At 45.9% G+C, this 15,068-nt stretch carries 12 protein-coding genes; 10 read left to right on the top strand and 2 right to left on the bottom strand.

Annotated features, from left to right (window positions below; all coding sequences use genetic code 11):
• Positions 1-61: 61 nt before the first annotated feature.
• Positions 62-688 carry a recombinase family protein gene (locus Enr17x_RS09040; protein WP_145307975.1) on the top strand — a complete coding sequence of 209 codons (627 nt, stop codon included), beginning with the start codon at positions 62-64 and terminating at the stop codon, positions 686-688.
• A gap of 364 nt (positions 689-1,052) precedes the next feature.
• On the opposite strand, the gene Enr17x_RS09045 is transcribed toward Enr17x_RS09040, so the two are convergent.
• Complete coding sequence (locus Enr17x_RS09045; protein ID WP_145307977.1) at positions 1,053-3,602, bottom strand: outer membrane protein assembly factor BamB family protein; 2,550 nt, start codon at positions 3,600-3,602, stop codon at positions 1,053-1,055.
• A gap of 984 nt (positions 3,603-4,586) precedes the next feature.
• On the opposite strand from Enr17x_RS09045, the gene Enr17x_RS09050 reads away from it, so the two are divergent.
• The 3 genes from Enr17x_RS09050 to Enr17x_RS09060 all read left to right on the top strand — a co-directional run bounded on the left by Enr17x_RS09050 (position 4,587) and on the right by Enr17x_RS09060 (position 6,385).
• Positions 4,587-5,651 carry an integrase core domain-containing protein gene (locus tag Enr17x_RS09050; RefSeq protein WP_145307979.1) on the top strand — a complete coding sequence of 355 codons (1,065 nt, stop codon included), beginning with the start codon at positions 4,587-4,589 and terminating at the stop codon, positions 5,649-5,651.
• Positions 5,652-5,840: 189 nt separating this feature from the next.
• Entirely contained in the window at positions 5,841-6,098 is a 258-nt protein-coding gene (locus Enr17x_RS09055; RefSeq protein ID WP_145307981.1) for a hypothetical protein, read from the top strand.
• The gene (locus Enr17x_RS09060; RefSeq protein WP_145307983.1) at positions 6,098-6,385 is read left to right on the top strand and encodes a type II toxin-antitoxin system RelE/ParE family toxin; all 288 of its coding nucleotides are present in this window, start codon (positions 6,098-6,100) and stop codon (positions 6,383-6,385) included. Before Enr17x_RS09055 ends, Enr17x_RS09060 begins: the two co-directional genes overlap by 1 nt.
• A gap of 124 nt (positions 6,386-6,509) precedes the next feature.
• Here Enr17x_RS09060 and Enr17x_RS09065 read toward each other — a convergent pair whose 3' ends face one another.
• Complete coding sequence (locus Enr17x_RS09065; RefSeq protein WP_232100996.1) at positions 6,510-7,367, bottom strand: SEC-C metal-binding domain-containing protein; 858 nt, start codon at positions 7,365-7,367, stop codon at positions 6,510-6,512.
• 757 nt (positions 7,368-8,124) lie between these two features.
• Between Enr17x_RS09065 and Enr17x_RS09070 the strand changes: the two genes are divergently transcribed.
• From Enr17x_RS09070 to Enr17x_RS09095, 6 genes are all read left to right on the top strand, one after another.
• Positions 8,125-9,210 carry an integrase core domain-containing protein gene (locus Enr17x_RS09070; protein WP_145307985.1) on the top strand — a complete coding sequence of 362 codons (1,086 nt, stop codon included), beginning with the start codon at positions 8,125-8,127 and terminating at the stop codon, positions 9,208-9,210.
• Between the two features lie 705 nt (positions 9,211-9,915).
• Positions 9,916-10,665 (top strand): hypothetical protein, encoded by a 750-nt coding sequence (locus Enr17x_RS09075; protein WP_145307987.1) that lies wholly within the window; start codon positions 9,916-9,918, stop codon positions 10,663-10,665.
• Positions 10,666-11,161: 496 nt separating this feature from the next.
• On the top strand, positions 11,162-11,599 hold the full coding sequence (locus Enr17x_RS09080) for a hypothetical protein (protein ID WP_145307989.1): 438 nt from the start codon (positions 11,162-11,164) through the stop codon (positions 11,597-11,599).
• 83 nt (positions 11,600-11,682) lie between these two features.
• Positions 11,683-13,821, top strand: a complete 2,139-nt coding sequence (locus Enr17x_RS09085; RefSeq protein ID WP_145307991.1) for an ATP-binding protein — start codon at positions 11,683-11,685, stop codon at positions 13,819-13,821.
• Positions 13,818-14,390: a DUF4255 domain-containing protein gene (locus tag Enr17x_RS09090; RefSeq protein ID WP_145307992.1), complete on the top strand. Its 573-nt coding sequence runs from the start codon at positions 13,818-13,820 to the stop codon at positions 14,388-14,390. The genes Enr17x_RS09085 and Enr17x_RS09090 overlap by 4 nt, the downstream gene beginning before the upstream one ends.
• On the top strand, positions 14,387-15,055 hold the full coding sequence (locus Enr17x_RS09095) for a hypothetical protein (protein WP_145307994.1): 669 nt from the start codon (positions 14,387-14,389) through the stop codon (positions 15,053-15,055). Before Enr17x_RS09090 ends, Enr17x_RS09095 begins: the two co-directional genes overlap by 4 nt.
• The last annotated feature ends 13 nt before the right edge of the window (positions 15,056-15,068 follow it).

A 15,068-nucleotide genomic window follows, 5' to 3' on the forward strand; every position in this document is an offset into this window, starting at 1 on the left:
CATATTGCCAGGTTCCTCTATTGGTAGAGAAACGTTGTCGCCCATAAGAGGGAGATTCAAGATGGTATCTCATGAATTCCAGCAGCATCGTTTGATTGGCTATGCCCGAGTGAGCACAGGTGATCAAGAACTCTCTCTCCAAATTGATTCTCTACTAAAACATGGAGTCAAACGCGAGAATATCTTCTGTGACAAGCTCTCGGGCGCTAAAGCTGATCGACCGGGGCTTTTGCTTTGCCAAGAATGTTTGCGACGTGGAGATACTCTCCTTGTTTGGAGACTAGACCGCCTGGGACGATCACTGCGTCATCTCGTCACTATGATTGAAGACCTGAAGGAACGAGAAATCGGATTTCGTTCGATCTCTGATGGTATCATCGATACAACAACACCTTCAGGAGAACTGATCTTTCATGTTTTCTCTGCTCTCGCCCAATTCGAAAGGCGACTTATACAAGAGAGAACTAAAGCAGGCTTAGCTGCAGCCCGAGCACGTGGACGGAAGGGAGGCCGGCCACCATTAGATCCAAATTCTCCCAGAGTTGTATTAGCACAAAAGTTGTTTCGCGATAAATCGAACAATATAGATGACATCTGTGATACGTTGAAGATTTCGAGAACAACTCTTTACAAATATGTTTCGTTGCAAAACACAAAAGATACTCGTTCCAAGAAAACGTCTGAATAACGAAATAAAGATTCTGGATGATTAACTTCACCGTTGGCAAATTCACAATTCAGTGAGCAAACGTTTGAGTTCTAAAAAAACCAGAATCTGTTCGCGAAAGTCGTTGTTTGCCGCACAGTAAACCAAAACGAATGTTTTTCGGGAGCCGTTCTGGCTCCAAAAGACAAAAAGAACTGGGGTAGATACAACCAAGCACTAAGTCTTGTGACTGGTGTCATTAACTGCATTGTCAGAACACTGTTGCAGATGGTATATCAGTGACAGCGCTGTATTTTGAGACTACCATTTCGAATGCTGACAACAAGCAGTTGGCTTGAAAGGGGAGCGTCTATCAAGGAATTTTCAATGATAAACCACCTTGCCATCAATTTTTGTTGAAACGATTTAAATCAAGCTTTTTATCAGTTTGCGTTTCTGGCTCAAAGCAGAATATTATACCACTGGTTTGAGGGCAGTAGAAAATTCGACCGTTTGATGCAATCGCGTGTGGACAGGTGTATGAAGCAAACCCGGGAGTATTCCAAACGACTTTTCCTGTTCGCGTGTCGGTCATGTAGAGTCCACCAAGGGTAGCCGAGAGTGCCATTCCTCCAGACGTGAGCACTGTAGATCCGCATCCGTGAGAGGGACCCCAGAGTTGAATTCTCTTGTTCGAAGTACCAGCCAGTCTTCCATCATTCAAATTGCGCCGCTTCGCGCCCCCTTGATACTTGTTGTTAACTGTGAAGTAGTCAGGTCCAAGCGACAGAGTATCGACGTACCAATGGCTGCGCCCCTCATCCGATTTCCAAATGAGATCACCGGTTGCCGCTGAGAGGCAGGCCAGCGGCAACTTGTAAGTGCCTGGTAAATAAACTTTCGAATCTTGAAACGAAGGTGTACCGGTTTGGCTGGCGAACGCCTTCTTGGTGCGCCAGCGGACCTTTCCAGTCTTGGGTTCAATGGCCATTGTCTCGCCAGTTCCCCGACGGTTCTCACCACTCCCGGTGAAGAACAGCAGGCCATCTCCGGCGCAGCCAGCCGGACCGTTTAGTAACTTACCACTACTGTTGAGTTTGACCCTCCATAGATGCTGTCCGGTTTTTGCATTCCAGCCATCGACCGCTTGACCAATCGCATCGGCAGGCCGTCGGAAGGTTGGAGGTTTGCCTTTCGCATAGAGCGATCCGAAGGCAACCACCCCATCAACGAACACTGGCGATGCGCGCAATCGGTCGCCGATACCGATTGGTTTCTTCCAGAGAATCTTACCTGTCTCACCATCGAGGCAATACATTATGTTCTCCTGTCCTTGAGACTTGGGATATCTCAAACTGAACATGCGTGGAACGTAAACCTTACCTTCGGCGCACAGCAAGGCGGAGCGGCACCACGATTGTTTAGGAAGCTTTTGTCGCCAGCGGATGCGTCCAGAGGACTGTTCTCGACAGACAACAAGTCCCGCAAGGCTAACGTAATAGACATCTTTTACTGTAGCGCATACCGGTTGCTTGAAGAGCCCACCGCTACGTGCTGCCCATCGCAACTTGAAAGGGGGGGCTATTGCATCATCGTCGACGAAGTTTGCATTGCGTGGTCCGCCGAATGCCGATGGCCAGCCATATTTTCGCTTGCCTGCTGGAGTGGTCTGGCTTTTTCGCCTGTGAATGTTCAGTAAATCGTTCTTAGGAGCAATGCTCTTTCCGCTACCCAGGACATATAGATAGCCATCGTCACAGCCGAAGTAAACCCGTTGATTGGCAATTGCTGGGGAAGAGGAGATGACACTTCCGTGCGGTGTATTGAAGTGGAAAACACCATCTCCCAAAGTGTCGAGACCACGACCACGTGCCGCCAAATTGACAGCGATAAGTTCTCCAGAGAGCGTCGTGAACAGGCAATGCTTCTGAGAGAGAGCTGGAGCAGAGAGTGACGGAGTGAAGTGATTAGGGTCTGTGTCAAACGATGTCCACAAATCAGCCCCATCGGGTCCGAAACGGTGGGCGGTCACTCCAAAGGCTTGTCGGTTATAATATGCTGTTGCACCGCGTGAAGCGGGTGTGGTGGTAGACGCCCACTGGTCATTTAGCACATCGTTGTTTTTATCGAACGACCCGTCCTTCAGTGACACGCGCAAAAATTTCCCCAGACCGTCTTTACCCGGAAAGCTGCAATAGACATTGTCACCGCTGATGGAGATGCCCGTAGGAAGATATGTTTTGCTAACAGGCTCGCGTAAAGTCCAAATGTGCTTTGCCTCGGTTGTCTTATCTTCCACACAGACCAGATCGAATCCAATTGCCATCACAACCCGTTTGCCGGAGACAGTCACATTCACTCCAGAATACTGCCGCTTTACCCTGGGTGCCTGCCTCTTGCGTAATTCCTTGTAATGGTCCCATTGCCAACGATGGTTACCATTCAAATCGAGGCAGTATACCATTGCATCAAGAGTTTGCAGGTAAATCGAATCGTTTGCTAACGTAATAGAGCCAAGGATCGGCTGCCCGAAACTGACCGACTTGACGCGTTTTCCTGTGTTGACATCGAGAATGTGCAAATTTCCCGCAGTTGTTCCGTAGAAGACCCGCCCGCCTCCGACGCAGGGCGATGATGTATTGCCACCCAAGACTGCTGCGCCTTCAGGTGCTGACTTCCAGATAATCTGGTTAGTCTCGTGATCAATACAGTATCCGGCACCCATCTGATCAACGATGAATACTTTGTCTCCAACGACGGCTGGCGAGGTTAAAATAGCATCATCAAGTTTCACTTGGGACAGCAGCCGCATCGGCAGTTTCAACCGCTCCTCGGATGCGTCACCGGAATGCCGCGCATCCCGCATGAACTGCGGCCAGTCTCCTGCTGTGGCTTTGATCGACGTACACGCAACCAATAAGAACATCCCGAAGACTACCGCTCGACAAAATACCATAGTTGATTCCTTGACTTGTTTCTCCGTAGGGTAAAAAACTCAGCCTACCCGAAATTGAAATAGCATTCAACAGATGTTCCCTATCAAATACTCACATCTCGACCGCATGATATTCCACTAACTCATACGACTATGAAGCCGTGTTTGAGTCAAGGTTGCTATTACCTGTTATTTTCCTTTTGCTGCTAGTGAATATGTAACCGGCCCACCAAACTTTCAATTTCCCTGGATCAAGTGGAAAAGCTCCCTGAAGACGAGGCCATCCGACAAAGTCTGCGGATTATGGAATATATCATCTGCGAACAGATCGACAAAGTACTCGCGATTCAATAGTCCCCTATCTACAGCGTTGCTGTTAACAGCATTTGAGTTTCTGCAGATTCTTCCGTATGCAAACCAAGATGCTGAACACACCGCAAGAAACACTATAATTATCCCGTAAGGTCAAAAAACTCAGCCGACTAGTTTTTGCTATACTATTTGGTACATGCGTCGGGTCTGATAAGCTGATCGCAGCCGTTTGGTGTTCTACAAACTCATACGATTTCGAGATGTGTCTTAATACCACCGTTTTTGCGAAATTACCTTCGTCCAAAAATGTTTGAATTTTTGCACCGATAGTGAGTACATTATCCGATTTTGAACGCTACTCGGATTTATAAGCAAAATCGACTATCTTTGACTCATTGAATCCCTTGCTGAAAATTCAATTTTCCGTCAAATTTGACCATTTCTAAATGCAAAAAAATCGCATTAGTGGGGGGATAAGTGAGGGGAATTCTCAAGTGGACCGACTAAAGGTTCGAGCATTCGAAGGCTTCTCCAAAGTTCTGACCAGGCAATCTATGGTGTTTGAATAGGTCATTGGGAAGTTGTTTAAAACCTCACGTTCTCAGGCTGATTTTTTGTTTTTTATCAGCCGCCCAGTGGGGTAAAACGAATGTGTAACCACTTCCACAATTACTACATACCGACAATACACTCATGAGCAGAATTTTCCACCCCCTACTGGCTTTAATCGCCTCAGCTACCGATAATGAGCTGGCGAAATATGTCGAGTACCTCAAACACGAGAATGCAATTCTGCGTTCCAGACTGCCGAAGCAGATATATACGACTTACGATGAGCGACAAACCTTATTGAAATACGGCAAAGTGCTGGGACGAGCCATCGAGGAACTGATTTCGATTGTCAGCCCAGCGTCATTTACCCGGTGGGTCCGAGACGGGAAGAATGGCAGACCTAAACCTAAAATTCCTAAAGGCGGTAAACGGAAGCCGCCAGAACTTCGTGAATTGGTCATCAAGATCGCATTGGAAACCGGCTTCGGCTATACCCGGATCATCGGAGAACTTCGCAAGCTGGGTATCAAAAAAATTAGTCGACAGACTGTTCGGAATATCTTGAAGGAAGAAGGTATTGAACCCGGCCCAGATCGCCCTTCCGATTCATGGAATGAATTTCTCAAGAGGCACGGTGAAACGCTCTGGGGCTGTGACTTCTTTTCTGTCAAATCTGTGACGACCAAGGGAGTTCGTGATCTGTATGTGATGGTCTTTCTGTGTTTGCAAACACGAGAAGCGATTGTCACAGAATCCACCGAACATCCCAACTCAGCCTGGGTTTGTGAACAAACTCTGAAATTCATTGAGCAGAGCAGGGGGCGAGCAGTTAAACCGTCGATGATCATTCATGACCGGGATGGAAAATACACGAAGGAATTTACTGAGAGTTTAAATCAGTTTGGCATACAAACAAATCCGCTTCCGGTAGCATCTCCGAATCTTAATGGAAGATGTGAGCGATTCATTGAAACAATCAAGTTGGAATGCCTGGGGAAGTTTATCATCTTCGGAAAACAGCATCTCGACCATCTGGTCTCTGAGTTTACAGCGTATTACAACACGCGTCGCTCGCATACAGCGCGAGACCATCTACCACCGATTCGAGAGCTTCCAGACGAAGTAGAGAAATTATCACTGGATGAAGTTCAAGTGATTCCGCACATTGGTGGTTTAGTAAAATCGTTTGAGCGGAAAGCGGCTTGACACAACCGGATTTGATCATTAGTCATTCAACCAGAAAAAAATGGCTATGGTGTGTTGAATTCTTGGAATAACATAACTGTGGCCTAAGGGGGGAATAGGTGTTATAATTATGCTAAGTGAGGGTAATGTTCATTGCCGGTTTTCGTTGCCCATTTTTCTTATAGGCTCATTTTGTGGTAGAATATCAATATGGCTCCTAAAATTACAGAAGAAATGCGGCAGGCATTACACCAGCAACCAGATCGTCCACTCAAAATAGAAGATGATCAATCGCAAAAATGTTATGTCTTAGTATCACAAGATGAATTCCGACATTGGATTGATGCTGAACTCCGTCGAGAATTACAAATTGGCTTCGATCAGGCAGACGCCGGTGATGTTGAAGAGTGGGATGTTGAAGAAATCCTCAAAGAAGCCCATGCTCGTCACGCTGCGAAGACTGAGTAATGCCACGTCTAATACTCACTCGTCAGGCAAGAGAAGATGTCCTGAGTATTTGGGCTTATATCGCACAGCATGATACGACTGCTGCTGATAAACTTGTCCAAAGGATCAATGAACTGTTAAAGAAGTTGGCTGCGCATCCTGGGATGGGAGCACTACAAGAACAATACCGTGAGGGCCTTCGCTGTTTTCCGATTGGTAAGTATGTCATTTTCTACGAATCGATAGAAAATGGAATTCAAGTGATCCGAATTCTTCATGGGGCCAGGCGATTGGAAGATTTGTTGTAAATGTTCTTTGCAGTGATTCAGTCGATCTGTAAATAAAGTAATCATATTCTTATGATATCACTACTCTTAATCTAGAAAGCGAGTTGATTCATAGGCCGCAGGAACTAAGCAATTGGTTGAGTCTTCAATTGAGCCGTGAAGTATCATTGGAATTGTTCAGACAGCACTTCTTGTATTTTTTCCCGCTCCCACAAGGGCAGGGATCATTACGGCCAACTCGAGCATCTTGCCTTATAATCGTATGGGGAACGTACGCTGGTTGAGTCAATGTATCAGCATCGGAGGCATCAGTGTCTGCTATTAGATCCAAGATCGAGTCATCTGACACACCAAAAAAACTTCCGTGTTTCTCCTGGTAAAGTTTCTTGCGGAGTGCCTCAGCCTCTTCGTTATCCTTCTTCCATTCTTCGAATTCGGGAAATTTGATCTCTAAGACGGTACAAACTGAAACAAGGTTCTCTCGTAAATCAAGAATCTCTGGATCAATTTCACTTGCGCAGATGAACTGCCTCACCGGCTCAATGGCTTCTGTTGAAAAATGTGAGAGCGCCGCTTGTCCGAGATGTGTTGCGATCGTCTCATCGGTTTCCTCTTCGAAAAGATCGATGCACTTTCGGATGGCAAGGTCGGTATGTAATTGCTCCAGTACACTGGAGCCAAAGAGTCGGAAATACCATTCTGCAGTGGAAAACTCAGCTGTGAGAGCTTTGGCAACATCATCTCCACCAATTCTGATGAGAGCGCTTTGGCATTCTTCATTGAACCAGTCATCATCTTCCTTGAGTGCTTCGATCAATGATGGGACCGCTGCTGTCAGCCGCAGTTCACCCGCCAGACGAAGGACAAATCCTTGTATTAATGCTCTTGGACTATTTTCCGAATACTCGATATCCTCATTCAGCATCATTAGAACTTGGCTGGCAACGATGTCACCGCCACGCCCCAACGCTTCTACAATCCGATTTGCGTGAGGCAGATCCATTTCAGAGAGATATTGTTTCTCGTTCTCCTGTTCACAGAAATCTCTCAGTTTGTTCCAAAGAGTCTCAGGGCCTTCAGTAAGCAAGTGGACTCGTTCAGAAAGAGCAGGACCGAAATTTGGCAGGAAGCCAGGCAGTTCCAGAATCTCCGCCTGCCTGGTTCGTATCAGCAATGGGTTGGCCCGGGCGAGTAGGTTTGAGAGGGCAGAAGCATATAGATAATCATCCTGATTATCATCCTGGTGTGCGAAGTTCTGTTGTAGTTCTTCCATGCACCATTGGATCGTGGATTCAGTCTGCGGGAGACTCACAGCTTCATTGATGAAACGTAGGGATGATTTACGGCCATACTTTTCAACCACTTTGATCACGAGTGGCATTATGGTGGTGTCTTCACAGAATGGTCGAGAGAAGTATTGAAGTGCCTGTATTCTAACTGGGAATTCGGGATGCAGGATAGCTTGTTTGATTTTTTCTTCCGGTAGTCGCATTATCTTCCTCCTCCGTGAAGTACCTCTGTCGGGGAAACGGACATCATATGTATAACAACTCCTGGATTCTAAGTAATTCTGATCTAAAATAGAAGGATTTTAAGTGACTTGGCAGGCTGCAATTGTTGGTCTCGCAGTGCATCTCGTTGCACATTTTCGCTCCTGATTCTACCCTTTGTTATTAGCGTTTAAAAACAGAGTCAATATTACAAAGAGCCAGACTGATCATTAGATTATCAGAATCCTTTATTACACCTTTGAGTTTTCTATGAAATTCATCCTTCAACCTTGGCAACTGTTTTTCATCATAATCGCTGGTTGGGTTAACAGGCAGCAACAGGAAGTGATTGAATACCTGAGAATTGAGAATCAGGTTCTTAAAGAGAAACACGGTAAGAAACGCATTTTACTAAATGATGACCAGCGTCGAAGGCTCGCCGTTAAAGGTAAGATTCTGGGACGTAAGCGACTCGAACAGGTTGGTACTTTGTTTACACCAGATACTATCCTTCGTTGGCATAAAAAACTGGTAACCATGAAATGGGATTGTTCAAATAGAGGCAAGCGAAAATCAGGTAGACCCAGATTACCTGATGAGGTTAAGCAACTCGTGATTCAAATCGCAAAAGAAAATTCTTCTTGGGGATATGACCGGATCGCTGACGCTGTTGCAAATGTGGGCTACAAGATCTCTGACGAATCAGTGCGTAAAATTCTCAAAGAGCAGGGTCTTGAACCAGCACCTGATCGGAAACGCCAGACATCATGGAATACCTTTCTTAAGGCGCACTGGGAAGTATTGGCAGCAATCGACTTTACCACTGTGGAAGTCTGGACGAAAGGTGGCCTTGTTACCTTCTATTTGCTGTTTGTGATAGAGCTGAAGACACGGAGATCGCATTTTACTGGTTGCACAATGAATCCACACGATATATGGATGAAACAGATCGCCAGAAACCTGACAGATGAAGACGAAGGATTTCTGCGTGAGAAGCAAAAATTAATCATGGATCGAGACACGACTTTTTCTGAGTCATTTCAAATGATCTTAAACCAGTCAGATACTAAGCCGATTGTGTTGCCACCACGCTCTCCTAATCTGAATGCTTTTATTGAGCGATTCTTTCGCTCACTCAAATCAGAGTGCCTCGACAGAATGATATTCTTTGGTGAGAACTCGTTAAGAAATGCAATCAAAGAATACATGACTCATTACCACGTCGAGAGGAACCATCAGGGACTCAATCATCAGATCATTGAACCGGGAGAGGAAGTTGGTCAAAGTGCTGGTGAGATTGAGTGCCGCGAACGACTTGGCGGCCTGCTGAACTATTACTATCGCAAAGCGGCGTAGTGATTCTAAGCACATCATTCTGTTTCTTCTGCGATCGCGGTGCGTACACCCCATTGAAATTGCATTTGAAAGCCCAAAACGTGGTGATAGTCGGCCGAGAATTGATCGCGCCAATTGAGTCAAAAGCTAAAGTTTCAAAGATCTTACTGCGCGGCTGAATAAATTGACCATACGGGCTTGGAGTGATTAGCGATATACCCTTAGTTCTTTTCTCAATTATGTGGTTGGTTGAGTAGATGCATTCTTTATATCGTTAATGGATAGTGAATTATGGCTTGAAATGGTTTTAGACGATTGGAACTTATACTAATTAGATTTGTAAAACGGCCTTTATGCTCAGGCGCATCTTGAATTTCAGGGAAATTTAACTTTTGAAATTCATCATCAAACATTTACTGAGAAATAGATAGCAAAATAAAAAATGTCATTCTTCTACATACTAGCTAACTTAAATATTACCAATGATTTCGTACTAATCTAGCAATTACGTGCCTTATACTCTATTCCTCACTTCACAGGTGAAGTAGCTGAATCGTATCTAGTCATCGTTTGGGGATAGATGATGATTTCAGAATTCTTTGAGTAAATTTACTTGAATATTATTTCTTGTTCAATATCCTGGGTAAAAGGGGGACTCTAGCAGGCCAGTCTCGTTTAGCTTCTTTAGGGGAACAACGAAGAATTTCCATTAAACGGGAGGGCTGCGTGCAATACTACGTCCAAAACAAGCTGGAAGTACCGCCAAGAATCTATCCGGCTATACTTCTACTGCTTGAAGCATTTCAATATTCTGAACAGACCGACGCTGACTGTTGGGAATTTGCCGTCGAACTCGACGACTTGACTGGACTAGCATTAACTCGTAATGATTTCCGATGGCTTGTTAAGCAGGGCTTGGTCGAACACAGACGAGAAGTCACACTTGAAGGTGATGATGGGCGTGCATTCCGAGTCACAGGTGATCTGACGTTTTCAGATCGTACTTGCTTTATTCTCACGGAGGAAGGAGTTTCAATCGCGCGTGAACTCTATCAGATCATGGCGTCTAATAACTCAGTTTCCTATTCTTCTACTAACGATTCAGGGAGTGGAATTAAAACCGAAGACGTTCACATGTTAGCAAGAAATGGCGTACTTCGAAAATCTATGCAGTGCTTACCAAAATGGGATGCTGAGCGGCGGTTGCTTAGCGTCAATGGAATAATTGTCAAGCACTTTAAGTGGACCGCGATGAACCAGGAGGCCATCCTTACTACTTTCGAGGAAGAGGGGTGGCCTGCACGAATTTATGATCCACTACCACCAAAGCTAGAGCAGGACACGAAACGACGATTGAGTGACACAATCAAGTGTCTGAACCGCAAGCAGAAGAATAAGTTAATTCACTTCCGCGGTGATGGTACTGGGGAAGCGGTTACGTGGGAATTCGTCGGACAGAATGGTTCGGGCGGCTAGCTATCAGGCTGATTGCGAGTCCGTTATAACCGAGTGCAGAGCTGATATTTACTTTGAGGGCAGGTGGAAAGCGTACAATGTCGGGTTTAGCCAGCACGCTCTGCTATTTCGCATTTCCTAGGGAAGTGAATGGGAACGCTTGGCTTCCTGTTGCCTTCCTAAATAGCTAACGCAACAAAGGTTTTTGGACTTTGGTATGTGACGAATGGCTATACCCAGATGAACTGCCCATCCATAAGTGGACTATTCCGTTGAGAAAAGGAGTCAGAAGCCTAGGAGTCCATGCGAATTCTTCTATTTCGTTCACAGAGTCTTCCCAGTCATGCTGTTTCTATTCCTAAGTGATTCCGTATCTCTATTTTCTCGGCCTCTTATCATGATGTCTGAATTCTTTAACTCATATTATTTTATTAAACCGACCTATAAATAGCATTATTAAAGTATGTAATTACACATTCTTGTGCCAGAACCCCAGCCAGCCTAAAAGAGACAAAATATGCTTAACCGGATGGTGGAAAATGATTCGTCGAAAGATCTTTGGGGCATTGAGACTGATTCAGGTAAAGCTGTTGCCTACATGCTGAATGCGATTTGTAACGACATTCGTGAGTTAGAAATCAACTGCATCACTCGTTCTCGCGTCGACGATAATGAGTTTGCTGAGATTAGCTACGGGGATGTTTCCGATTGGGGCGAACTGCATTGTGTTCTATGCAGCAACGACCAAAAGTCCTTAGAGGGATTTGGAAGTCGGCTCAACATGAAGCCGATAGGCACAGGACGAGAAAGAAAGCTCATTTGCTCTACCTTTATCATACCTGTAGCTAGTAGTGGTGATGCTCAGGTTTACATGGACAACCCTAGGTTAGTGGAGGTGTTTGGTAGCACAGACTCTAATTTCACCGTTCTTCAGGTTGAAATGGAGGGTGATTAGTTAGGTTCGTACCGTAATTCATAACCCAAATCTTAAGGACTTTCTCGACACGTTTCAAGATCTGAACCTACGCAAGTGTAAGAATGGCTAACAATCTCATGCAGAATCAGAACGCAGAAGCAAAAACACCTGCGCTTGGAGTATGCGCACCGGGAGGCTTGCATTTTGCTGTGATTGATTGGCTGAATGTGATTTTGTGCGACGCCATTAAACGTTGTCCGGATGATGACGGCGACATTAAGGGAGTCGCTCTGACGAAACAAACCATTTTGAGTTCGTTTTCCATTTCAAACCAGTCCCATAACAACCATTCAAAGGTGGATAAGGTCTTAGAAAAGGCGGATAAGATATTGGAGTGTTCGTTTACTAACTCCGATCAGAGTTGTGAGCCTCTCGCAGCCGTCATTCGCGCATTTAGTCTTGAGTTCTTTGAGTTTAAGTTTTTTGTTCTTGCATTAGCTCCCGAGCTTGATGACCGTTTCCAACGAAGTATGGGGTATTTGCTCGATGATATGAATCAGAGGGTTGGCACCATTGCTTTGTATTGTGATTTGTTGGGCTTTGATGCAGAAAATCGTGTTTCGATATCGAAGAGTGTACTTTGGCAAGAATTGGTTTTTGAGAACTCGCTGGTTTCCGCTGATGAACCTTTGCGAATCGATCCGTATTTTGCCCGTTGGTTGCTGGGTGATCAAAAGGCATTAGCAGCAGATACTCGTATATGCGGTATGATTCGAACATATCCCTGGCCGGGGAGAAAGGTACTTGAACAATATTGGAGCAAATCGGTAAAGAAGTATGTTTGTGAAAGCCTGTTGAGAAAATGCTGGGTAGTACTTACCGGTGATCATTTTGACGCGTGGCGGTCGCTGTTGGAATTTGGTTCATCCGAACTGTGTTTTGAATGGATTCGTATTGAGCCGAAGCGGTTTGCTAATGTTGACGCTGGTGATATTGAGCATTGTGCGCGACTTATCGGAAGAATGTCTCGATTCACGGGTATTCCGGTCGTCGTTGACATCGCAATGGAAGAAGCATTGGGAATTGACGACCGTCTGGTTGAATTCATGATTACTTTGAGCCGCACCAAATGCACCGCAGTTGTGATTTGTCGCGAATTCACCTCCCTCGCCGGCCCACTCAACTCTGTAAAACTCTGCTTCTTTCATGCTCCTCCATTGTCACGGTCGAATTGCATTGGTTTGGTCCGTTGCGCCGCTCAGATGGCTGATGCCGAACTCACCAACGAGGAGGCAGAGAGCATCTTCGGTCGCTATGCGCTCACTATAAGCAAACTCGAAGAAGCCATGCGACTTGCTCAAAGTCGCCCCGTGGCGTTTAAGATCAATCAAGAATATATTCAGCGGTTTAAATCGGCATGTCAGGATGTTGCGGTCGAAGGTTTGTCGCGTCTTTCTGAACGAATCGAACCATGCTTTCATTTGGACGATGTCGTTCTACCTGAAGACAGGAAGAGTCAGCTCAGAGAAATCGTCAACCACGTTGAACTGACTTCGAAAGTTCTCGATGAATGGCGTTTTCGTGATCAACTTCCTTATGGCCGTGGTGTAACTGCTTTGTTGTTCGGTCCCAGTGGAACAGGCAAAACGATGGCCGCACAGGGCATCGCCAACGAACTTGGAGTTCAGCTTCTACGTGTCGATCTCTCACGAATTGTAAGCAAGTATATTGGTGATACAGAAAAGAATATTGATCGGATATTCAGCGATGCTGAGCGTTCAGGATCCGCACTTCTATTTGACGAAGCCGAGGCGTTACTTGGGAAACGAAGTGAAGTTAAAGACGCACACGATCGGTATGCGAATATCGAGGTCGCTTATGTTTTGCAGCGCATGGAAGAATATGACGGACTCGCAATTCTCACAACAAACTTGAGACAGAATCTGGACTCGGCATTCCTGCGTCGCCTTCGATTTATCATAGATTTTCCGCGTCCCGATGCTGCAGCGCGTGAGCAAATTTGGAAGCTCTGTTTGCCATCTAAGGCACACGCTCTAGAAGCGGCTGATTTTCGCCAGCTTTCCCGCAAGATTGATTTGACTGGGGGACACATTCGTCAAATTACGATTCGCGCCGCTTTTAGCGCCGCTGCTGAAAACAGGTTGATTCACTTGTTACACATTGCTGATGCAGCCAAGGCGGAATTTGCCAAGTTAGGTCTACCTCCTGTGGAACTCAATTTAGACAGGAGGGCAGCATGAAACACGACGCAATTAACCTCGTCACTATAGCGCTGCGCAAGCGGTTGGATGCAGCCTTATTGGACAACGACATTCCGGGCAACGTTTTTGTCGGTCCAGTGACTGACCCGAATTCAAGTTCGGCGCCGCTGACATTATTTCTCTATCGACTGGCGCCGAACGCAAGCCTGCGTAACTCTGAACGTCGTGTGCCTTCGGACACACCAACACGCGTGGATGTGTTCAGGACATCTTTGTCACTTGACCTCTACTACATGATCACTGCGGGGTCCGCGACGAGCTCAACTCCTCTTACATCTCTGGGAATCGTTATTCAGGCACTGCAAGCCGATCCTGAAATTAGAGGCGAAGCCGTTAATCATGAGTTGGTGCGTACAACTCTTGACCCACTTTCTACAGAGGAGATTTCTCGCCTGTGGGCGTTATTCCCCAACGTCGATTATCGTACCACGATTGCTTATCTCGCGTCACCTGTTTGGATTGATCCCGCACAACCTGAAACGAATGGTACTCCGGTGATTGATGGCGAATTTCGGTCCGGAACCAAAGTAACGGAGGACCCGCGATGAATCGATTACAAATGAAGCTTGATGTCGTGTTTCATCATGATGTGCTATTTGGTGTTGAACTACTTGATCCCGTAACGCTCAAGCAAGTGTATCGAGGTTTTAAAATTGCTGCTATCGGTCTTAAATCTGAACCATTTTTGACACAAAGTGGGATTTTCGTTTGGCACGCTGAGAACGATGAGAATCTTCAAAAAATCACGATTGATCCGGGGCACCGTCCATTTACGCCAATTGAACTGTCAGCGGCTGAGATGCAAGGGCTTCCTCCAGCGAGGCCGCTGAAGTCGGTTGTACTTTCACCAACGGTCAATTATCCATTTTCTGACGGAGTTACAGGTTTAGTCGGAACTGTCATCAGAGCTAGAACCGATCGCGAGCCCATCACCGATGCTGTAATTCTTCTGCAATGGAAAGATGAAGAACACGGCTGGCTTGGGGCATCCACTGAATCACATTCGAATGCGAATGGTGATTTCGTGGCCGTGCTACGGTTAACGCCGACGCAATCACCGCAACTGTTCGAAGGTTTGATGATTGTTCGTCTGCAGGTGAACTGGAAATCTGAACAACGCTACTCTGAAAAATTCACTGTTTCACTCGGTAAGGTAACTCGACCAACATCCATGAACGATCAAACTTTTATATGGGACGAATTGCACTCATGAGCCTCAATCGCAG

It is taken from the genome of Gimesia fumaroli (genome assembly GCF_007754425.1).
In the GTDB taxonomy this organism is placed as follows: domain Bacteria; phylum Planctomycetota; class Planctomycetia; order Planctomycetales; family Planctomycetaceae; genus Gimesia; species Gimesia fumaroli.